This window comes from Porticoccus sp. GXU_MW_L64, from assembly GCF_052983295.1.
This window is the reverse complement of the sequence record NZ_JBRKJK010000009.1, coordinates 143,439-164,790: the sequence shown is the minus strand read 5'-3', so window position 1 is coordinate 164,790 and position 21,352 is coordinate 143,439. Positions and strand designations below refer to the sequence as shown.

Below are 21,352 nucleotides of genomic sequence, written 5' to 3'. Positions count from 1 at the left end.
TGTTGGTTACCTGCGCTAAAGGGCTAATAAGATGGAAATCGGTCAATTCATTGGCGTGGCGACAATAATCTCCACGCTTTCAATGGTTTTCGCCAGTTCTTGTCGAGGCCGCTTATTGGTTACCAGGTAATCCACCTGTTTGGGTGTTGCGGTTACCATCAGGCCGCTCTGGTCAAACTTGCCTGCATCGGCGGCCATAATTACTTTATCCGCCAGCGGGAGAACGGCTTGTTTAAATTCCGTTTCCGGCAAATAGGTGTCACTGAAATCGCCTTGGGAGCTGATAGAGGTAATGGACATAATGGCGAAGTCCGGCCGAAACTGGCGAACAAATTCCAATGTGGCAGAACCGAAGAAGGCCCCATAACTGGCATCCAGTTCTCCGCCGGCCAGGAATATGCGCATATCCTGGCCTTTCAATTCCTGGGCGACTTCAAGAGAGTTGGTAATAACAGAAAGTCCCTTGTGGTTGCGAAGCCATTTTGCGGCATAGTACGAGGTGCTGCCGCTGTCGATAAAGACGGAGATGTCGTTGGGAATAAGGGCCGCAACCTGTTGCCCAATCTGGTGTTTGATGGCTTCACCGTCTTTCAGACGTTGATAAAAGCTGCCTTCGGCGTTGTGCTCCGGCAGGCGCACACCGCCATGGAATTTTTGTACCAGGTTTTTTTCTTCCATCTGGCGCACGTCTCGCCGGATAGTCTCCTCGGTTACCTGAAAGTTCTGCGCCAATTCGCTGATTGAGCAGTGAGTGCTGGCAGTTAACTGGTCCAGAATGCTTTTTTGGCGAATGTTCAGTGACATGGCGGTTCCCCTTGTTGCTCTGTGTCATTCCAGTTCTTGCAGTTTTCCTTAAAAATGGAATAATTATTTCAATGATAATATTCTTGATAATAATTTATTGACTTGGTTATTTTGTTGTGTTTTATTGTTTTCGGGCTTTGATTTGAGTTTATATCAAAATAAGTCCAAATAAATAAATATTTTTGTCACATTTTGTGAATAGTATAGATGTAACCCAGTTGCTACTGTCTGCCCACTGCTGGGGAGTTTTTAAGTGCGGCAAACGAGCATATACATGTCTATTGAGGAGGCTAGTTATGAACTTTGTAAAGAAAACCAATTACTTGAACCATTGCATCAGAAGTATTCTGGCAGCGGGTATGGCGGTGTCGGCGATTGCTGTTCAAGCAGCAGATGCAGACAAAGTGGATAGTGATGACGCAAGCAATACGGATGTCTCTGAAGAAATTACCGTTCGCGGTCGTCAGTACGGCTTGGGGGAAAGCCGTGCCGTAGCGCAAATAACCCTGGACAAGATTGAAACAGAAATACCCGCCGGTGATGTGCTCAACCTGTTGAAGAAGGTGCCCGGCGTACATATCTCCCAAGGTGATGCCATTGGTGGCAACGACTGGTCAACCCGGGTGTATATTCGCGGCATGTCCAACCTGCGTAATGATTCCCAGATTGGTTACATGATTGACAATGTCCCCAACGGCAACTCCCGTTATGGCGGTGGAGCCAAGCCCAACCGCTTTACCGAGGCAGAGAATGTTCGCGGTGTAGCAGTGGCTCAGAATGCGGCGGACCTGGGTAGCGCCTCTAATGAAGCACTGGGTGGCACAGTGCGTTATCTGACCCGCAACCCCAGTGAAGACTCCGGTGCTCATGTCAGTTTCACCACCGGCGATTTTAATCTTCGCCGTGGTTTTTATCGTTACGATACCGGTGAATTTGCCGATGGCGCCAGGGCTTATATCAGCTTTTCCGACACCTTCCTTAACACCTGGATTGCCCAACAATCCGGTGAATTTACTCGTCAGCACCTGGAAGCAAAAATCGTCAAGGATTTTGATTCCGGCTGGACTGTGACGGGCCGTGTTTCGTTGAACGACCGTAAAGAGGACGACTACGATTCCGTATCTCTGGCCCAGTTTGCACAAGACCCGGACAACGATGGCTATACAGACATTATCACCGGCAACCCGGATGTGGATTCCAACTATCGACCCAGCTCCGCCGGGGATCGAAAAGATAACCTGACCTATGTGGAATTTACCAAAAACTTTGAAGACGGCGGTTTCTTCCGGGTAGCGCCTTACGTGCACAACCAAACCGGCAACGGCAGCTTTGCCCCCGGTTATGAACTGTTTACCAGTGACGGCACGCCCACCGGTTCAATCGTCGGTCGCGATTCTCGCGAGTATTTCGAAAACCAGTTCCTGCGTGGCGCCAATGGCGGTTTTGTGGATCTGGGCGATGCCCGTCAGGACTTGTCGGCGCTGCCTTGCCTGACCGGTCGTTATTCTGGCGGTACCTCAAGACTGGCCATCGACCCCGGTTTTGTTTGCCCGGCTGACAGCGTGCACGACGAGACTGGCGCCAATATCCGCCAGTGGAGCCGCCGTTTGTCGCTGTTTAAAAATAACCGCTTTGGTGCCACGTTCGCCTATGAACAGCCTTTTGGCAACCACACCTTGAGTGCTGGCCTGTGGATCGAAAAGGAAGACCGTGACAACGATCGCGAATGGTATGAAATCTTGCGCCCACAAGGTGGTAATGGTGATTTCACCAGTATTGCGTTCGATCGAAATGCCTATTTCATCGACTTCCAGCGTAATTACCAGAACACCACTACCCGTGTGCATGTGGGTGATTCCATCGTCTTTGGTGCCGACGAGCAATTCAAAGTGGATGCTGGCCTGGTGTGGCACCGTATTGAGACAGATTTCAGCTCCAGTCTGGGACCCAATGATCGTTCAGATACAGGAGCAACCCGTGGCCACGAAAGTGACGAGTTGTTGCCCAAGCTGAGTCTGCTGTATCGCATCGACGAAGGCGTAGAGGTGTTTGGTAGCTACTCCAAAAACATGCGCTGGATTCCGGCAGATGCCCTTAATGGTGGTACCACCGCTGCTCTTGATCCGGAATTGTCCGATAACTTCGATATTGGTGTTCGCTGGTTTGGTAGCGGCTTTGGTGTTACAGCTACAGCGTTTACCTCAGAATTTGAAAACCGTATTGGTGAGCTGGGTAGTGAAGTTGTTCCCGACCGCTTCCTGAGTAATACCTCCAACCTGATTAATATCGGCGGCGTGGACGCGGATGGTTTTGAAGTTGGCGGCTATGTGGATGTTGCGGATTTCCTGAGCGTGGATTTCTCGTTCTCCTCACTGGACACCGAGTACACCGAGACCGATGGTGATGTGATTGCCGGCAACCCACTGGTGGGTGTTCCCGAAGGAATTTTCCGTACTACCCTGAAGTGGAAAGGTGAGCACAACGGCAACCCGATTACCGCCAATCTGGACTTTGAATCCATCAAAGATCGTCCTGGCAACTTTGCAAACTCTGAAAGTATTCCGGATTACGATTTGATGCATTTAAGTGTGCGTTATTCATTTTCAGAAGGGCTGATCGGATTCGAAAACTTTACCGCCGGTCTTAATATCAACAACCTTTTGGACGAAGATTACTTGTCCAGTAATGATGGTGCCAGTGGAGGCAGCTACTTCCTTGGTTCCCCTCGCACCGTATCATTTACCTTTAGCGCAAACTTTTGATCCATTCCCGTTATTAAACCGGCAACCTTATAGGTAGCGTTTAATAATGCGGCACAGGGATGTGCCGCCGCTGGCGCAGCCGGGTTAATAAGGTGAATAGCATCCCTTCCCTCTGGATGTTGATCTTGCGCACCGGCTCCTGACCGGGTCGGTGCGTTTTTTTACCATTTGAGGTGTGGTGATTTTCTGTTTTGATGTTGGGAAATTACTGCCAAGACTTATTGTGCTCTATCCCGGTGTGTTGTTGGCGTTCATAGAAGTTACGCACATCAATAGTGTTTGAAATTTCCCAGGGGATCAGCATGGCTGTACAACAAACAAAACACGTCCAGGCTGATATAAGCGAATATCTGACACTGGCTGAAAAAATTATCAAAGAAGCCGGAAAAATTGCCATCCGTTACTTCAGAATGCCATTGAATGTGGTGAACAAGGAAACCGATGGCGACTTTGATCCGGTTACCCGTGCCGACAAAGAAGTCGAAGCCTTTATTCGTAAACGTCTGTCCAGTGCCACTCCCGGATTCGAAATTGTAGGGGAAGAAGACGGTTTTACCGGTGGCGACCAGGGCGGCGATCAATGTCGCTGGGTGATTGACCCTATCGATGGAACACGCTCTTTTATCAGCGGTTTTCCAACCTGGGGAATACTGCTGGGATTGGTGGTCAACAACCGCTGCGTTGGCGGAATCATGCATCAGCCGTTTACCGGGGAAACTTTTATCTCCGATCGCAAATCAACCTGGCTGGATTGCCGGTTAACCGACAGTCGCACTCGACTGGAATGTCGCAACACGCAAACGCTGGCTGAGGCGGTGATCTACAGTACCGACCCGGACATGTTTGAGAGCAATGACGATTACCGGCGTTTTAAACAGGTGGCCAATGTTTGCCAGCTAAGGCGCTTTGGCGGCGATTGCTATTCCTATTGCATGCTGGCCGCCGGTCACATCGACCTGGTGGTGGAAGGGGGGTTACAGCCCTACGACATCAATGCACTGATCCCTATTGTGGAGGGTGCCGGTGGCGTAGTCACCAACTGGGAAGGCAAGCCAGCCATAGATGGCGGCCGCATACTGGCGGCGGCTAACCCGGTGTTGCACAAACAGGCATTGGCGACGTTGCAGTAGAAAATTGGTAACTATTCAGCATGCCTTGTAACTGTTCAGATTGCGTGCCAAATCGTGCAGGGCAAGGCAAAAATTGTGAGTTTACACGTGTAAATGATCAATTTTTAACACCGCCATGCGCGATTTGGCGCGTGAGCTGAATAGTTACGAAAATTGTTGATTACTTGAGTCTTATTTTCTGTGGTAAATACAGTCACAAAAAATCCCCGTTACGAATATTGGCGCTGGCGTATTTTTACTATTACCTGGCTGGCCTACGCGTCTTTCTATTTCACCCGCAAAGCCTTTGCCGTTGCCAAAATCGGTATTTTTGACGATCCGGCTCTTGGTATCAGCAAAGAAATGCTGGCCAATGTGGACGGTGTTTACCTGGCGGCCTATGCCATTGGTCAGTTTGCCTGGGGGATGCTGGCGGATCGGCTGGGTACCCGCCGGGTACTGTTGGGCGGGCTGTTGCTCAGTGTCGGTGCCGCCTTTGTTATGGGGCTATTTCCCTCGCTGTTGATATTTGTCACCGTCAGCGCCTTGCAGGGGTTGGCGCAATCTACCGGCTGGTCAACCTGCTGCAAAAACATGTCCCATTTTTTCTCCCGCCGCGAGCGGGGGCGAATTATGGGTTTCTGGAGTACCAACTATGCGGTGGGTGGTCTGTTGGCTTCCCCCTTTGCGGCTTGGTGGGCCTACGAGTTTTTTAATGACTGGCGCTACGCTTTTATCGCCCCGGCCACTTATCTGGCAGTTATCTGGTTACTGGTGCTGATTTTTCAGCGCAACCGCCCCCAGGATGTTGGTCTGTGTTCTGTCGAGGAATATCACGGCGAACAAGCCCCGGTAACCAAACTGGGCGACAAGTGCGAGGGTGAAGCTCAGGGCCAGTCCAGCGGCAGCGTTATTTTTGAAGTGTTGTCCAATAAAACTGTCTTGCTGCTTGGCGCGGTTTACTTTCTGCTAAAGCCCGCCCGCTACGCCATTTTGTTGTGGGGACCGTTCCTGGTTATGGAGCAGGTCGAAGGTGTCAGCAAACTCACTGCTGCCACAGTGCCTATCGCGTTTGAGCTGGCGGGTGTAGCCGGCCCCATATTGATTGGCTTTATTTCTGACCGGTTTTTCCAGGCCCGCCGCATGCCCCCCTGCGCCATCAGCCTGATGTTTTGTACCCTGGCGTTGCTGTGCTTTATTCCGGCGGCGGAACATCTGGGTGTAATTGGGGTGTTGGTGGTTTTCTTTCTGATAGGCCTGACACTTTACGGCCCGGACTCCATGATTTCCGGTTCAGCCGCTATCGATTTTGGCACCGCAAAAGGTGCGGGCACAGCGGCGGGGCTGATTAACGGCCTGGGCTCGGTAGGCGCGGTATTCGGCGGTGTGTTGCCGGGCTATCTGGACGCTACAACCCTGTTTTATGGCTTTGCCGGTGTTAACCTGCTGGGCGCATTGATACTGGCATTCATGTGGAACCGGGTGCCCACCACATCGAATTGAGGAAAATGAAATGACAACTGCAATTGACCCCCGGGCTGTGGCCAGCATCGACGATGCCAAGGCCATTGTCACCGCCCGCGATCTCAAACATGTGAAAGTAGGGCTGTTCGACAACGACGGCATTCTGCGCGGCAAATACATGAGCCGGGAGAAATTTTTCTCCTCTCTGGAAAAAGGCTTTGCCTTTTGCGATGTGGTGCTGGGCTGGGATTCCAATGATCAGCTCTATGAAAACGTCGACGTAAAATACACCGGCTGGCACACCGGTTACCCGGACGCGCCGGTGCGCATTTTGCCGCACAGCTGCCGCGAGCTGCCCATGGAGCCGGGCATGTTGTTCTTCCTGGCGGAGTTTTCCGACCAGGCGGAAAGCGTCTGCCCCCGCAACCTGCTGACCCGCATTTTAAAGCGCGCCGAGGGTATGGGGCTTACCGCCAATGCCGCCTTTGAATACGAATTTTTTATGTTTAACGAAACCCCGGACTCGGTGCGGGAAAAAGGCTATCGCAATCTGCAACCCATCAGCCCCGGTTTTTTCGGCTATTCAGTGCTGCGCAATTCGGTGCACAGCGAGTTGTACCACGAGTTGCTGGATCTCTGTGAAAAAATGGACTTTCCGCTGGAAGGGTTACACACCGAAACCGGCCCCGGCGTGCTGGAGGCGGCCATTGCCGTAGACGGCGCAGAAGCGGCGGCGGATAAAGCCGCACTGTTTAAAACTTTTGTAAAAATCTGGGCCCAGCGCAACCAGATGATAGCCAACTTTATGGCCAAGTGGTCCAACGATTATCCCGGTCAGAGTGGCCATATTCATATTTCCCTGAATCGTTCTGATGGTTCCGGCTCGGCGTTTTACGACCCGGACGGGGAGCACAATATGAGCCCGTTGCAACGTCAGTTTGTTGCCGGGCAGCAAAAATACATGCCGGAGCTTGCGGCGATGCTGGCGCAGACGGTGAATGCCTATTCGCGCCTGGTGCCCGGTTTCTGGGCGCCCACTCATGCCACCTGGGGCGTGGAAAACCGTACCACCGCACTGCGGGTAATTCCCGGTTCTGCCAAATCCCAGCGTACGGAGTACCGTTTGGGCTCAGCGGATGCCAACCCCTATATCGCATTGGCAGCGGCCCTGGGTGCCGGGTTGATGGGTATTGAGCAGGGCCTGGAACCGGAAGCGGTAATTACCGGCAATGCCTACGAGCAGGAGCACGGCGACCACCTGGCATTGCCAACATCATTGGGTGAGGCGGCGGCGCGGCTGAAAGCATCGGACGTGGCCCGCACGTTGTTTGGTGATGCTTTTGTGGATCATTATGCCGCCAGCCGCGAGTGGGAACAGCGGCAGTTTAATCAGCATATTACGGATTGGGAGCTGGCCCGTTACTTTGAAATAATCTAACAGAAAAGAATGCCTGCTCTTTTCAGACACGCCGTAAATACATCCATGTAGGCTCGGTGTCAGCGTCCCTGCTGACAACGGTCTGAAAAGAGCAGGCATTCTTTCCTCGAGCCTGGCTGGTAACTTAACTAAGGTATAAAGAACATTGAGCACACAAAAAACCATTAGCCCCATCGACGGCAGCATCTGTGTTGAGCGGGCCTATGCCGATCAGAGCGCTATTGATGCGGCTCTGGCAAAAGCACAAAACGCGCAGCAGGACTGGCGCACACAGTCCGTAGCTGAACGCGCTGCCTTGTGCCGTCAGTTCGTCGCGGCCTTTGTCAGTAAAAAAGACGAAATCGCCCAGGAACTGAGCCTGCAAATGGGCCGACCTATCGCCTATGCGGGCGGTGAGGTGGATGGCCTGGCGGAACGCGCCAACCATATGATCGACATTGCAGAACAGGCACTTGCGCCCATTCAATTACCTGAAAAACCCGGCTTTCAGCGCCGCATTCAGCGCGAACCGCTGGGCGTGGTGCTGGTGGTCGCACCCTGGAATTACCCCTATCTGACGGCGGTGAATGCTATCGTTCCGGCGCTGCTGGCAGGTAATACTGTAGTGTTGAAGCACTCCTCACAAACACCGCTGTGCGCGGAGCGTTTTGCCGAAGCCTTTGCAACAGTTGGTTTCCCCGAGGGCGTTTTTCAGTACCTGCATATGACTCACGATGCCACGGAAAACCTCATTCAGTCCCCGGCCATTCACTACGTTGCCTTTACCGGTTCGGTGCCCGGCGGGGCGATGGTAGAGCGCGCCGCCGCCGGGCGTTTTATCGGTGTGGGCCTTGAACTGGGCGGCAAAGACCCGGCCTATGTGCGCGCCGATGCGGATCTGGATCACGCGGCGGAAACCTGTGTGGATGGTGCCTTTTTTAATTCCGGACAGTCCTGCTGTGGTATCGAGCGTATATACGTGGATCAACAGGTGCACGATGCCTTTGTGGAAAAAGTGGTGGCCCTGACCCGGCAATACCAACTGGGCGACCCTACAGATGCGAACACCACTCTGGGGCCCATGGTACGCACTTCCGCCGCGACCTTTGTTCAAGGGCAGATCGACGAAGCTGTGGCCGAAGGCGCAGTGGCCCATATCGACCCGGCGCAGTTCCCTCTGCATCAGCCTGGTACCGCGTATCAGGCGCCCCAGGTGCTGACTCAGGTGAACCATCACATGCGGGTAATGACCGAAGAGAGCTTTGGCCCGGTGGTGGGCATTCAGGCTGTCAGTGGCGATGACGAAGCCATTCGCTTGATGAACGACAGTGAGTTCGGTCTTACCGCCGCCATTTTCAGCCGCGATACCGAAGCTGCCGCCGCATTGGGTGAGCAGGTGGATACCGGCACCTTCTTTGTCAATCGCTGCGATTATCTGGACCCGGCTTTGGCATGGACCGGCGTAAAAAATTCCGGGCGCGGTTGCACACTTTCCAGTTTGGGTTTCGATGCTTTCACCCGACCCAAGTCCTTTCATATCAAGGAGGCGCTATGAGCCAGCAAGCCAACTGGAACTACCCCAACAGCATTCGCGCCGGAGCAGGGCGCATCGCTGAGCTGCCGGAGGCTTGTCAGACCCTGGGTATCAGTCGACCATTGCTGGTGACCGATCCCGGTCTGGCATCGTTGCCCATGATCAGTGATGCACTGGCCCTGTGCGAAAGCGCCGGGCTGGGTGTCGCGCTGTTTTCAGGCATCGCCGGCAACCCCACCGGTGAACATGTGGATGCAGGCGTGGCGGCTTTTCGCACCGGCAACCACGATGGCGTGATTGCCTTTGGCGGCGGTTCGGCATTGGATGCAGGCAAGGCCGTTGCTCTGCTGTCTGGCCAGCAGCGCCCACTGTGGGATTTTGAAGATGTGGGCGACAACTGGACCCGGGTCAATCCCGATGGTGTGGCGCCGGTAGTGGCAGTGCCCACCACCGCGGGTACCGGCTCCGAAGTGGGGCGCGCCTCGGTAATTACCAACGCCGCCGAACACGTTAAAAAGATCATTTTTCACCCGCGCATGTTGCCGGGGCAGGTGATTCTCGATCCCGAGCTGACTACCGGTCTGCCGCCGCACATTACCGCCGCCACTGGCATGGATGCGCTCTCTCACAATCTGGAAGCGCTCTGTGCCCCCGGTTTTCACCCCATGGCCGATGGCATTGCCCTGGAAGGCATTCGTCTGGTGAAAGAGTATTTGCCCCGCGCGGTGGCCGATGGCAACGATCTTGAAGCGCGGTTGAATATGCTTACCGCCTCCACCATGGGGGCGACTGCTTTTCAGAAAGGGTTGGGTGCCATGCACGCACTGGCGCATCCCTTGGGCGCTTTGTACAACGCCCACCACGGTTTGTTGAACGCTATTTTGATGCCCTATGTATTGGTGGCCAATGCCCGCGTTATTGGCGAACGCATGGAACGATTGGCGGCCTATCTGGGGCTGCCTTGCGATGAAAACTCGGTGTTGGATTGGGTGTTGGATATGCGTACTCAATTGGCCATTCCACACAGTCTGGCGGAGATTGATATCCACGCCGATCGTGCTGAAGAAATCGGTGCCATGGCGGTTGTCGACCCCTCGGCGGGGGGCAATCCCATTGCCTTTAGCGCCGAACAATACAGCGCCATTTTTGTGGCCGCGGTGGAAGGAAACCTGTCCTGATGAAAATCGGCCTGCTGCAATGCGACCACGTGCGCGATGAACTGATCGGCACCCACGGCGACTACCCGGAAATGTTCAAAGCGTTATTTGCGCCCTTGAACCTGGATTGGGAGTGGGTCATTTACCCGGTTTTGGATGGCCAGTTTCCCGAGCGTGTGGACGCCTGCGATGCCTACCTCACCACCGGCAGTCAGCACGGTGTTAATGACGGCCTGGTCTGGGTGGATCAATTGGTGGATTTTGTCCGCAATATCGACCGCGCCAAAATCAAATACGTGGGTATCTGCTTTGGCCATCAGGTGCTGGCCAAAGCGCTGGGAGGCAAGGTAGAAAAATCCACCAAAGGCTGGGGTGTGGGCCTGTCTTTTAATCAGGTACAGGAAAGCAAAAACTGGATAAGCCCCCAACAATCCACCCTGGATCTAATCGTCAGCCATCAAGACCAGGTTGCCGTTGTGTCAGAACGCGCCCAGGTGCTGGCCAGCAGCGAATTCTGCCCCAACTACATGATTCAGGTAGACGACCATCTGATGAGCGTGCAGGGCCACCCGGAATTCAGCAAAAACTACATTCGCGACCTGATGGAATGCCGCCGTGACCGCATTCCTGCCCAGCGAATTGAGCAGGCCTGGGAATCTTTGAACAGCGATCCGGATGACTTGCTGATGGCGCGGTGGATTGCGAATTTTTTTGAGGATCAATCTCGGCGGTAATTGTCGATCAATTTTGTTCAGGAGATAAGCATTATGAATTGGAATCGTATGAGAAAAGTCACTGGGGCAGCCGTTGCCCTGGCGTTCTTGCTACAAGCCTGTAGCAGTGAGCAACCAACGGTTGATGAACACAGTCTCCCCGACAACATACCCATCAACCAATTACAGAACATAGGCACCCACAACTCCTACCACCTGTTTCCCTACGCCGGAGTTGCTGCCTTGGCCAAAGAGCTGAATTACCGCCCCGGTGATATGTCGGTTGAGGAATACGCCCACGGCTTTGATTACCAGCATCCGTCATTGACGGCGCAACTGGAACTGGGGGTGCGCCATTTTGAAATTGATATTTACAACGATCCCGAAGGCGGGCGCTTTGCCAATTTTGGTGTGTATCCAATGCTGCGCAACGCCGGGTTGTTGTCTGCGGATGAGCACCACGATCCGGATAACCGTTTGAGCGAACCGGGCATCAAGGTCTTCCATCTGCCGGAAACGGATTTTCGCAGCACCTGCCTGTTGTTCAAGGAGTGCCTGGCGGAAATCAAAGCCTGGTCAGATGCCAATCCTTATCACGTACCGCTGATGATCCAGCTGGAACCCAAGGAAAAAAGTTATCCGGCTATTAATCCGGAGCACGCCGATATTGCCGTGCTGCCCCACGATGCCGCCGCCTGGAAACGGCTGGAAGCGGAAATTCTGACGGTATTTCCCCGGCAGCAGCTGATGACCCCGGATGATGTGCGCGGCGATTCTGCAACCCTTTACGCCGCCATTTCCGAGCACGGCTGGCCGCAACTGGGTACCGTGCGCGGCAAGGTATTTTTCACCCTCGACAACCGAGGTTCGGCGCGGGATGCCTATTTGCAGGAAAGCGCAAACCTGCAAGGTCGCTTGCTGTTTGCTGATGTGGACCCGGGACATCCGGCAGCGGCCTTTATGGTGAAGAACGACCCCTTTGATATCGCCATTCCCGGCCTAGTGGAGCAGGGATACCTGATTCGCACCCGCGCCGATGCCAACACCGATCCGGCTCGCAACAACGACAACCGGCAGCGCGATCAGGCTTTTGTCAGCGGTGCGCACTTTATTACCACCGATTACCCCACTGCTGATGAACGTTTTTCCAGCTATCGGGTGGTGTTTGATGATGGTAGTTACCTGCGGGTTCGGTCTCGGTAAAGATTTAGCCATCAGTTCGGGCACAATATTTTCTGATTTGACTGCTAATCTTGCGCCCGGATAGCTGGATTATGCCGCTTCGCGGCTGATTCATTAACCTGTGACAATTTTGCCGCATGCACGAAATCCGCTGAAACTGAACTTTCATTAACGATTCGTATGGCGGAAAACTTTTTCACAATCGTCACATTAATGTAATGTAGAAATAGTTCTTCAAGGGGTTTGACCCTATGTCTGATCAGAAAAACTACGACAGTCTTTATATGTCGATCCGCAGCGGCCTGCTGCGTATTGCTTCGCGCATTGTGCCGCCCAAGGATGTCGAGGATATTGTTCAGGAAACCTATGTTCGATTGTGTCAAGTTGAGAATAAGGACGATATTCGCGCACCGCGCTCTTTTTTGTTTAGAACGGCCCGCAATTTGGCGCTGGACCACCTCAAGCGTGCAGAGTCCCGTCTGGTAGTGAGTATTGAAGATAGCGGGGATCTGGACTTTGGTGAGGCGCAGGATTTATCGGATAATACCTTGGATCAGGTTGCCTCTGATCAGGAGTTTTCGATGTTTTGCGAGGCGGTTCGTTACCTTCCGGTGCAGTGCCGCAAGGCTTTTGTGTTGAAAAAGGTTTATGGATACTCCCAGCGCGAAGTAGCCAGGGAGCTGGGTATCAGTGAAAGCACTGTGGAAAAGCACATTGCCCAAGGGATAAAACGCTGTACCTATTTTATGATGCAGCATGAAGAGCGGGGTGCGGCCAGCAGGTGCCGGCCCGGACGACAGGGCAGGTTTTCTGGAGGTCGATCATGAGCAATATTTATCAGCTTTCCGATCGGGAAAAGCGTTTCGATGAAGCCAGTCTATGGGTATCCAGGTTGGACAAGGGCTTGTCCGATGCCGATGAGCAGGCACTTAAACAGTGGCTGGATGCCGAGGAACAAAACCGCGAGGTATTTTTGAAAATGGCAGAGGTCTGGGACAAGATGGATGCCCTTGGCCGCCTGACTTATCTTTTTCCGCAGCCAGTCCGTCACCGGGATCGCGCCCCCTGGTTTTCACCGGCTCTGGCCGCATCCTTTGTGGCGGTGGTTTTCGCTGCATTATGGGTGTTTAGCGCCTGGTCACCTGAAGGAGGCCGTCCCCCAACAGTGGCTGCTAACATGCAGGGTCTTTATCAGACGGCCGTAGGCGAGTCGTCATCCATTGAGCTGCCCGATGGCACCCTGCTGGCATTAAACACCAATACATCGGTTCGAGTTAACTACACGCAGAATCAGCGCTTGCTGGTTCTTGAACACGGAGAAATTAATGTGGATGTGGCCCACGATGAGGCGCGGCCACTGAGCGTTGTGGTGGGCGATCAGATTATCCAGGCAGTAGGCACTCAATTTAATATTGAATTGACCAGTGAGCAGAAAATTGAACTGGTAGTGACTGACGGTAAAGTGCTGGTTGGCATCAATGAGAAACCGATTGAGGGCTCCATCTATTCGCATCCTGTTGTGTTGCCGGATAACGCTACTCCGGTATCTAAAGGGCAACAGTTGGTTTTGGGGGCGGCTGAGCAGACGGTTGAAATCATTGAGGCTGCAGATATTGAGGTCAAACTTTCCTGGCGCGACGGCAATCTGGTGTTCCGCGGGGAGTCTTTGGAGAATGCGGTTGCAGAAGTCAGCCGTTATACCTCCGTTGAATTTGTTTTTCGGGATGAAGATCTGAAAGCGGTGCGTATCGCCGGGCTGTTCAAAGCTGGTGATGTTAATGGCTTGCTGCAGGCGTTGAGGGAAAACTTCGATATCAGTTACGAACGTAACGATGGAAAAATTGTCCTGGGGGCGCCCTGATTTTTCAGTATTTTGGTGCTTTGCTTCGGGGGAATGGGAGGACAGCGATTGCCAGTTCTCATAAAACTGAAATATTCATCAAGGATAATTTTGCAACAACCTCTGAAAAAAAATACTCAATGTCGTTATTAGTATGGCGGAAAATTCAGGCTGATTCGTCTTCCTTCCACGCGCCAGATAATGGTGCTGCTGGGGGAAGTGTACAGCCTTTAATTCGATATTATGTGGCAGCTATTCTGCTGTTACTGTCTCCGGTTTTATGGGCTGGAGATGAAGGCCAAATTGATAAAATCATCTTCAATATTCCCCAGCAACGAGCTGACTCAGCGCTCATTCAGTTTGCTGAACAGGCCGACCTGACCTTGATTATTCCGTTCGATGATATTCAGGGGAAACTATCAACAACACTGGTCGGCGAATACTCGATTGTAGAGGGGATTAACCTTCTACTATCCGAAACTGGTTTGCAGGCGGCGGTGAGCAATGTGGGTCAACTCTCTTTTGTGAATAAACAACCTGTAAAGGGGAGAGAAGATATGCATAAGCAAAATAAACTGTCGGTTGGCATTATTGCTGCGTTGAGTGCCTTTTTTGGAGGGACTGTGAATGCCGAAGACGCCAAAGCTGCAGGACAGATCAGCGAAGAAATCGTTGTTAAAGGCATTCGTGGCAGCCTGAAAAGGTCGCTGGATATCAAGCGTGAGTCCGGCTCTTTCGTGGATGCTATTTCCTCTGAGGATATTGGCAAATTCCCGGATCAAAATGTGGCAGAAGCACTGCAGCGTATCAGCGGTGTGGCCATTGAGCGCAATGGCGGTGAAGGCCAGTTTATTACTGTCCGTGGCTTGGGCCCTGAATTTAATACGGTGTTGGTGAATGGCCGTACCATGGCAACGGATAACGCAGGCAGGGAATTTTCCTTTGATGTGTTGTCCTCGGATATCGTAGCAGCCGCCGAAGTTCACAAAACCCCTGTTGCCCACTTGCAGGAAGGTGGTATTGGTGCAACGGTCAATATTAAAACAGCTCGCCCCCTGGACAGAGCAGGTACCACCGTATCCGTATCCGCAGGCGGGATATTTGACTCCCTGAGAAGTGATGTCAGCCCTGATCTGAGCGCGTTTTACTCATTTTCCAATGACGACTCCACGGTGGGATTCCTGGCCTCGATTGCCTACTCTGACCGCAAATCCCGGATAGAGCAGGTGGGTACCTCCAATTTCAGAAACGGTTCTCTGGATATTATTAACGGCACTCCAGATTCAACGGGACTGGACGCCTCCTCGCTGGAAACACTCAGCGATGTGTTTTTCCCGGGGCAGTTGACGTTTACTCAGCGGGAAGAAGAGCGTGAGCGTTTGGTGGCATCCTCCACTTTCCAGATTCGGCCCAGCGACTCGGTAGAAATTACGATAGATGGGCTTTATTCACAATTTGACCTGTTGTCAGAAGCTGTCACTTACAGTGAGTTTTTCACCAGACGTTTTCTGGATGTGGAGCTGGATGAAAACCGCACGGTAGTTGGCTTTAATCGCCCGGGTTCTGAATTTTTGGCGGCCAACCCGGATATTGCTGATCAATCGGCACTGCAACAAAATGATAACGTTGTGGATATTGATGATCGATTCACAGACACCTATCAGGTTGGGGGCAACCTGAAATGGGAGCTTTCAGACGGTTTGTCTATGGCCTTTGATCTTTCATATTCTCAGGCTGAAGCGCTTCTTGACGACCCCTTTGTGGTTGTCGGCTCCCTGGCGCAAACCTCGCCGCGTTTCGATCTGAATGAGGGCGATACGATTCCAAGTATTTCCAATTTGGGTCCTATCACTGATGCGAGCCTGTTGCGAGCACACTTTTCAAGGCTTAGAGAAATCCCCATTGAAGATGAAATCTTTGAAGGCCGTTGGGATATCGACTGGACCTTTGAGGGTGGTGCGCTGCAAGGTATAGAAGCCGGATTGCTGTTTTCTAACCGCGAGAAAAGTACCGATCGTGCGCAAAGCCCAGGCCGTTGCGCATTTTGTGGGTATCGTCTGCCGATTCCCGCAAATCTCGTTCAGCCATTTTCGTTTGATGGATTCCTTGGTGGAGTTTCCGGAGCAGAAAATGCGCCTGGAGAGTTCTTCAGTTTTAATCCTAGAGAAATCATCAATTTCCTTTCTCAGCCGGAAAATATCTCTAACCCCATAAGGCAACCGGGCCTTACTCCTGAAGAGTTCGCGGCGGATGTGGAGCGACTGCTGGCACTGCCTGGAAACGGTTTTGCACCAGTGCTGGAGCCCAGCAGTTCCACCAATGTTGAAGAAGAAGTGTTTGCCGTGTATGTCGGTGGCTCATGGGGTGGGCAAATAGGTGATATGCCCTGGTCCGGTAACCTCGGTTTGCGGGTTGTCAGAACAGAGACCACCTCAACGGGCTTTGGGCAAGAGGTTATCTCAGTAAACCCGGTGCCGGGGGACGACGCACTGGATATTGAGTTTACCGACCCCAGCTTTATCAGTGTAAGCAATAGCTACACCAACGTTCTGCCGTCTCTGAATTTCAAACTGAATGTCAGTGACGATACCGTTGTTCGTTTTGCGGCGTCCAACACGGTCACCCGGCCAACACTGACATCACTGGGAACCAATAACAGCTTCAACAACCAATTTACGCTGCCACAAAGCTCCGGAGGTAACCCCAATCTGGAGCCGTTTGAGTCCTGGAACTTTGACTTGGGGGTTGAGTGGTATTACTCCGATATCGGCTTTGTGGGTGCCAGCGTATTTCACAAGGAATTCGATGAATTTCTGGAAACCCAGACTCTGCCCGTTAGTTTCGGTGGGCCTGGTGGGTCTCTTGTTTTTGACGATACCCGAACCAGGAACGGGGAAGAAGGCTCGATTACCGGGTTTGAACTTGCCGGTCAACACACCTTCGACAACTTGCCTGGTTTCTGGAGTGGTTTAGGGGTTTCGGCGAACTATACCCGTGTAAGCAGTAGTGTCGAGCGGGCGGAAGGTTCGGCTGCCGCTAGTTGTGACTATAACGGTCTTTCTCCGAATTCCCTGAACGTCAGCGGCTTCTACGAGCGTGGCCCCTGGAGAGCTCGACTCGCCCACAACTGGCGCGATGAGTTTCTGCAACTGTGTTTTGGTGCAGGAAGTCAGCCAGAAAACCGCAGAGATTTTGGTCAAACCGATTTCAGTATGGGTTACCAAATCAACGACAACGTCGAAATCTATGCTGAAGGTATTAATATCTTCAGAGAAGACGTTGAAGAGTTTTCTGTACTCAGTAACCGCTTTGTCAGCTTCGATAGAACAGGCAGACGTTTCTCTCTGGGCCTTCGCGCCACATTCTAATTGACAGTTGTCAGCCAGACAGAACGCCACGGTTTTTCGTGGTGTTCTGTCACTTCTCTTATCATAAAAAGCGTGCTGGATAGGCGCTGGGTCGAACCACCAGAGTGTAGACCACTTAAGTTTGTCATCCCCGTGCAGGCGCACTGCTGCCCGGGATAAATTAAAGGCTTTCCCCACGGTACCTGCCAAGCAAGGCACATCGCTAAATGGTTGGCAGCAAGACTTAAAAAATCGTCATCGCGAGCGAAGCGCGGCGATCCAGCGGCTTTGTTTGTAAATCAGTAACCTAAAAGACACTGGATTACTTCGCCGCGCTGGCAATGACGGCTTGGGTGGTTATCCCGGACAGTAGTGCGCTTGCGCGGGAATGACGAAAAAAACATGTGTAATCTAAAACGATAATGAGTGATTTAAAACAGATCGTACTGGGCAACGATGACCAGCAAATGGTATTGGCAACACCAGCGGATGCCATGCCGGAGCTGGTTTATTGGGGCTGCAAAGTCGCCGAAAGCGATCTTCAAAGAGACCTTTGGCAAGCGCCGGCCATGTCGGTTGATGCGCCACTCCCGCCGAGTATTTTCCCGTTATACGGTTTTGGTTTTATGGGTGAGCCGGCATTGCTGGCACATCGTGAAAATGGTTCAAATATCTTCAGGCCAATGCTGGCCGATTGCAGTGCCGACCACAGCGGCATGCAATTACGATTTGTTGATGATGTTCAACAGATAGAAATTTTTATTGAATTTGAGTGGCATACCAGCGGAGTTATTGCCGCCCGCTGTCGGGTGCAGAATAGCGGCGAGAAAAGTTTGCACGTAAACAGACTCAACTCCCTGAGTTTGCCTTTGCCGAACTGGTGCACGGAGATTGACGCTACTTTTGGCCAGTGGTCCGGGGAGGGGCATTCAGAGCGTTTCACCCTGCCCTGTGGGAAATTTGAACAAATTACCCGTTCGGGCAAGCCGGGGCATAACGGCGGTCCCTTTTTGTTGTTGACCTCTCCGGGTGCCAGTGAACGTCACGGCAGGGTTATTGCCGCGACACTGGCTCACAGCAGCAACTTTCATGTGGCTGTGGAGCGGCATAATGATGGCAGTGCTCAAGCCTTTTTAGCAGAGTGGCTGGCCCCGGGTGAAGTCACTCTGGCGCAAGGGGAATCCTATGAAACTCCTACTGCGTATTTTGCGCTGTCTGAAACCGGGCTATCCGGTATCAGTAATCGGTTCCATGAATTTACCCGCGCGCTTGTGCCCTCAACCCGTGAGAATCGGCCTGTCAGCCTGAATTCCTGGGAGGCATTTTATTTTCAGGTCGATCAGCAGACCGTTACGCAATTGGCGGCAACGGCGAAGGCCATCGGCTGCGAGCGCCTGGTGATCGACGATGGCTGGTTTCAAGGCCGGCCTGATGACCACAGTGGTCTGGGTGACTGGGTTCCCGATAGCGAAAAATTTTCCGATGGCTTCGGGTTTCTTGATGATCTGGCAGCCAACCACAAAATGGCGTTCGGAATCTGGTTTGAACCGGAAATGGTGAATCCGGACAGCCAATTGGCCAGGCAACATCCGCAATGGATTCTGCGCGATGCCTTTGGGCAGGCACTCACTGGGCGCAATCAGTGGGTACTCGATCTGAGCCAGTCGGAAGTGATTGATTATCTCTTTGATTCCATTAGTACTGTGCTACAGCAGCATCAGTTCCAATACATCAAGTGGGACTGCAACAGGGACCTGTTCCCGGCCCTTGCCAATAATCGACCTTGTGCTTCCCGTCAGGTGGCAGGCTTGTATCAATTACTGACACGGTTGCGAGAGGCATTTCCTGCGCTGTCTATCGAGTCTTGTGCCAGTGGTGGTGGCCGAATGGACTTTGGCATTCTGGCCTTCACTGATCGCTTCTGGGCCAGCGATTGTACAGACCCGGTTGAGCGCGTGCGTATCCAAAGGCGGGCCAGTATTTTCTTCCCGCCGGAACTGATTGGCGCCCACGTCAGTGCCAGCCCCAATCACTTTACCGGCAGAACCAGCACCATGGTGTTTCGCTGTGTGGTGGCTTTTTTCGGCCACTTCGGGGTGGAGCTGGACCCGGCGCGGCTAAACGAAAAGGATCGAACCACCCTCGCCAATACCATCAAGATATACAAAACATACCGGGATATTCTGCTGCAAGGCCAGCTGTTGCGGTTTGATGAAACAGAACCGGGCTGTGATGTTCAGATGATACTGTCCCGTGACGGCAAGACCGCATTGGTCCGAGCGCTGCGAATAGATGAAGCTCGGGGCTATCGACCCAAAAAGGTCAGGGTTCCCGGCCTTCCTGCAGATCAAAAATGGGCGTTATCGGAAATACTGCTTGAACAGGACTGTGAAAAAACGTTGACCGAAATGTCATCTGAAGGTTTGGGGCAAGTCGGCGCTGAACTGCTTCCAGAACACGCCAACTCCGGTCGACTTTTTGTTCTCAAACAATGTCACCAAGAACAAGAAAAGGATAACTGATGCTTCAAATCTCTGTATTCGTATTTATTACTTTTATTATCGGTTTTTTTACCTGGAAAAAATGTCGGCAGTTACCCTCTGATACCTCCAATGAAGGCCGGGAATATTTTCTGGCAGGGGGCAGCCTCAGCTGGGTGTTTGTTGCCGGTTCCATTACCCTGACCAATCTGTCAACGGATCAGTTGGTAGGGATGAATGGCAACCAAATGCTGTTACTGGCTTGGTGGGAAATTGCCGCCGTTGTCGGGCTTATCATTCTGGCTTTTGTGTTTCTGCCACTTTATTACCGCCATAAATGCACCACCACAACGGAACTGCTGGAGCGCAAGTTATCGAGCCCGGTGCCGCGCATTATTGTCTCGCTACTGTTTCTGTTGGCCGGCTTGTTTATTTACTTGCCCGTTGTGCTCTATTCCGGGTCGCTGTTTTTACAAACAACCTTTGCGCTGGATATTCCGTTGGTAGTGATCGCCTTGGGGCTTGCCAGTTTAGGTGCGGCATATGCGGTTTTTGGTGGCCTGAAAGCAGTTGCTGTTTCCGACACCTACAGCGGTGTGGCATTGTTGGCCCTTGCCTGTCTGGTGGTTTATCTGGCAGCCAAGGCAATCGATTTCGATTTTTCCGGTATTCCCCGCGAGCGCCTGACACTTATTGGTGATAGCAACTCGCCCATTCCCTGGCATACGCTGCTAACCGGGATGATTTTTATCCAGATTTACTACTGGAGTTTTAACCAGGTTATTACCCAGCGGGCGATGGCGTCAAAAAGCCTGGCGGAAGCACAAAAAGGTGTGGTCACCGCAGCGGTTATCCGCCTGTTGATTGTGCCAGCCATTGTGGTTGTGCCCGGCGTGGTCGCTTACCAGCTATACGGTGATGTGGACGATGCGGCCTATGGCATGCTGATTGGTGATCTTCTGCCAACCTGGTTGTCAGGGGCTTTTGCGGCAGTCATCGTTGCAGCGGTTTTAACCACCTTCAATAGCGCGCTGAACTCTGCGGCTGCGCTCTGTGTTTGTGACCTTATGCCACATGTCATTTCAGGTGAAATCAAGACAAAACAACTCGCCAGGCGGGTGTCAATCCTGTTTACAGTCTTTGCTGTCGCACTGGTTCCTGTTTATTCAGAAGCCGAATCGATCATTAATCTGGTTCAGGAACTCAATGGCATTTTGTCCATGCCCATACTCTCGGCATTTATCTTGTCCATCTTCTTCAAGAACATGTCTGCCAAGGCGGTATGTATTGCCATCGTTGCAGGCTCGGTGGGCTACGGCACTGTTACCTATGTGGGTTTCCCAATTCACTATATTCACCTTATGGGCATAAACCTTATTGTTTGTGTCGTCATCGGGGTGCTGGCGAATAATTTATTAACCGGAAAGAAAGCTGTGTTGACCTTTGAAGAAATGTCGTTTTTCCGTCGCAAGTCTGGGGCTGCAACAGATTGACGTTACAACAGGTCTTAGCTCGCATTGTGCGTGCCAAGCAATAAATAGTG

General features: G+C 52.4%; 14 protein-coding genes. 13 read left to right on the top strand and 1 reads right to left on the bottom strand.

Going from position 1 to position 21,352, the window contains the following annotated elements:
* Nucleotides 1-42: 42 nt before the first annotated feature.
* Nucleotides 43-804: a DeoR/GlpR family DNA-binding transcription regulator gene (locus tag ACVBEJ_RS09300; protein WP_447129355.1), complete on the bottom strand. Its 762-nt coding sequence runs from the start codon at nucleotides 802-804 to the stop codon at nucleotides 43-45.
* 296 nt (nucleotides 805-1,100) lie between these two features.
* Between ACVBEJ_RS09300 and ACVBEJ_RS09295 the strand changes: the two genes are divergently transcribed.
* The 13 genes from ACVBEJ_RS09295 (at nucleotide 1,101) to ACVBEJ_RS09235 (ending at nucleotide 21,302) form a co-directional block, all read left to right on the top strand.
* Nucleotides 1,101-3,566 (top strand): TonB-dependent receptor domain-containing protein, encoded by a 2,466-nt coding sequence (locus tag ACVBEJ_RS09295; protein WP_447129354.1) that lies wholly within the window; start codon nucleotides 1,101-1,103, stop codon nucleotides 3,564-3,566.
* 302 nt (nucleotides 3,567-3,868) lie between these two features.
* Nucleotides 3,869-4,696: a histidinol-phosphatase gene (gene hisN, locus ACVBEJ_RS09290; protein WP_447129353.1), complete on the top strand. Its 828-nt coding sequence runs from the start codon at nucleotides 3,869-3,871 to the stop codon at nucleotides 4,694-4,696.
* Between the two features lie 180 nt (nucleotides 4,697-4,876).
* Nucleotides 4,877-6,178: an MFS transporter gene (locus ACVBEJ_RS09285; protein ID WP_447129352.1), complete on the top strand. Its 1,302-nt coding sequence runs from the start codon at nucleotides 4,877-4,879 to the stop codon at nucleotides 6,176-6,178.
* Nucleotides 6,179-6,188: 10 nt separating this feature from the next.
* A complete protein-coding gene (locus tag ACVBEJ_RS09280; RefSeq protein WP_447129351.1) occupies nucleotides 6,189-7,577 on the top strand; it encodes a glutamine synthetase family protein in 1,389 nt (462 codons plus the stop codon).
* 145 nt (nucleotides 7,578-7,722) lie between these two features.
* Entirely contained in the window at nucleotides 7,723-9,111 is a 1,389-nt protein-coding gene (locus tag ACVBEJ_RS09275; RefSeq protein WP_447129350.1) for an aldehyde dehydrogenase family protein, read from the top strand.
* Nucleotides 9,108-10,268, top strand: a complete 1,161-nt coding sequence (locus ACVBEJ_RS09270) for an iron-containing alcohol dehydrogenase (RefSeq protein ID WP_447129349.1) — start codon at nucleotides 9,108-9,110, stop codon at nucleotides 10,266-10,268. The genes ACVBEJ_RS09275 and ACVBEJ_RS09270 overlap by 4 nt, the downstream gene beginning before the upstream one ends.
* Nucleotides 10,268-10,981 carry a glutamine amidotransferase-related protein gene (locus tag ACVBEJ_RS09265; RefSeq protein ID WP_447129348.1) on the top strand — a complete coding sequence of 238 codons (714 nt, stop codon included), beginning with the start codon at nucleotides 10,268-10,270 and terminating at the stop codon, nucleotides 10,979-10,981. Before ACVBEJ_RS09270 ends, ACVBEJ_RS09265 begins: the two co-directional genes overlap by 1 nt.
* Before the next feature lie 33 nt (nucleotides 10,982-11,014).
* The gene (locus tag ACVBEJ_RS09260; protein WP_447129347.1) at nucleotides 11,015-12,163 is read left to right on the top strand and encodes a Ca2+-dependent phosphoinositide-specific phospholipase C; all 1,149 of its coding nucleotides are present in this window, start codon (nucleotides 11,015-11,017) and stop codon (nucleotides 12,161-12,163) included.
* A 230-nt stretch (nucleotides 12,164-12,393) separates the two neighbouring features.
* Nucleotides 12,394-12,969, top strand: a complete 576-nt coding sequence (locus tag ACVBEJ_RS09255) for an RNA polymerase sigma factor (protein WP_447129346.1) — start codon at nucleotides 12,394-12,396, stop codon at nucleotides 12,967-12,969.
* Nucleotides 12,966-14,003 carry a FecR family protein gene (locus ACVBEJ_RS09250; RefSeq protein ID WP_447129345.1) on the top strand — a complete coding sequence of 346 codons (1,038 nt, stop codon included), beginning with the start codon at nucleotides 12,966-12,968 and terminating at the stop codon, nucleotides 14,001-14,003. Before ACVBEJ_RS09255 ends, ACVBEJ_RS09250 begins: the two co-directional genes overlap by 4 nt.
* A gap of 119 nt (nucleotides 14,004-14,122) precedes the next feature.
* On the top strand, nucleotides 14,123-17,350 hold the full coding sequence (locus ACVBEJ_RS09245; protein WP_447129344.1) for a TonB-dependent receptor: 3,228 nt from the start codon (nucleotides 14,123-14,125) through the stop codon (nucleotides 17,348-17,350).
* A 401-nt stretch (nucleotides 17,351-17,751) separates the two neighbouring features.
* A complete protein-coding gene (locus ACVBEJ_RS09240; RefSeq protein ID WP_447129343.1) occupies nucleotides 17,752-19,851 on the top strand; it encodes an alpha-galactosidase in 2,100 nt (699 codons plus the stop codon).
* Nucleotides 19,851-21,302 (top strand): SLC5 family protein, encoded by a 1,452-nt coding sequence (locus ACVBEJ_RS09235; protein ID WP_447129342.1) that lies wholly within the window; start codon nucleotides 19,851-19,853, stop codon nucleotides 21,300-21,302. Before ACVBEJ_RS09240 ends, ACVBEJ_RS09235 begins: the two co-directional genes overlap by 1 nt.
* Nucleotides 21,303-21,352: the final 50 nt, after the last annotated feature.

Excerpts from the sequence above, each read along its gene's own strand:
- ACVBEJ_RS09280 (WP_447129351.1), top strand. The coding sequence starts at position 6,189 with ATGACAACTGCAATTGACCCCCGGGCTGTGGCCAGCATCGACGATGCC.
- hisN (WP_447129353.1), top strand. The coding sequence starts at position 3,869 with ATGGCTGTACAACAAACAAAACACGTCCAGGCTGATATAAGCGAATAT.
- ACVBEJ_RS09255 (WP_447129346.1), top strand. The coding sequence starts at position 12,394 with ATGTCTGATCAGAAAAACTACGACAGTCTTTATATGTCGATCCGCAGC.
- ACVBEJ_RS09235 (WP_447129342.1), top strand. The coding sequence starts at position 19,851 with ATGCTTCAAATCTCTGTATTCGTATTTATTACTTTTATTATCGGTTTT.
- ACVBEJ_RS09240 (WP_447129343.1), top strand. The coding sequence starts at position 17,752 with ATGAGTGATTTAAAACAGATCGTACTGGGCAACGATGACCAGCAAATG.
- ACVBEJ_RS09260 (WP_447129347.1), top strand. The coding sequence starts at position 11,015 with ATGAATTGGAATCGTATGAGAAAAGTCACTGGGGCAGCCGTTGCCCTG.
- ACVBEJ_RS09245 (WP_447129344.1), top strand. The coding sequence starts at position 14,123 with ATGTCGTTATTAGTATGGCGGAAAATTCAGGCTGATTCGTCTTCCTTC.
- ACVBEJ_RS09295 (WP_447129354.1), top strand. The coding sequence starts at position 1,101 with ATGAACTTTGTAAAGAAAACCAATTACTTGAACCATTGCATCAGAAGT.
- ACVBEJ_RS09250 (WP_447129345.1), top strand. The coding sequence starts at position 12,966 with ATGAGCAATATTTATCAGCTTTCCGATCGGGAAAAGCGTTTCGATGAA.
- ACVBEJ_RS09270 (WP_447129349.1), top strand. The coding sequence starts at position 9,108 with ATGAGCCAGCAAGCCAACTGGAACTACCCCAACAGCATTCGCGCCGGA.
- ACVBEJ_RS09300 (WP_447129355.1), bottom strand. The coding sequence starts at position 804 with ATGTCACTGAACATTCGCCAAAAAAGCATTCTGGACCAGTTAACTGCC.
- ACVBEJ_RS09265 (WP_447129348.1), top strand. The coding sequence starts at position 10,268 with ATGAAAATCGGCCTGCTGCAATGCGACCACGTGCGCGATGAACTGATC.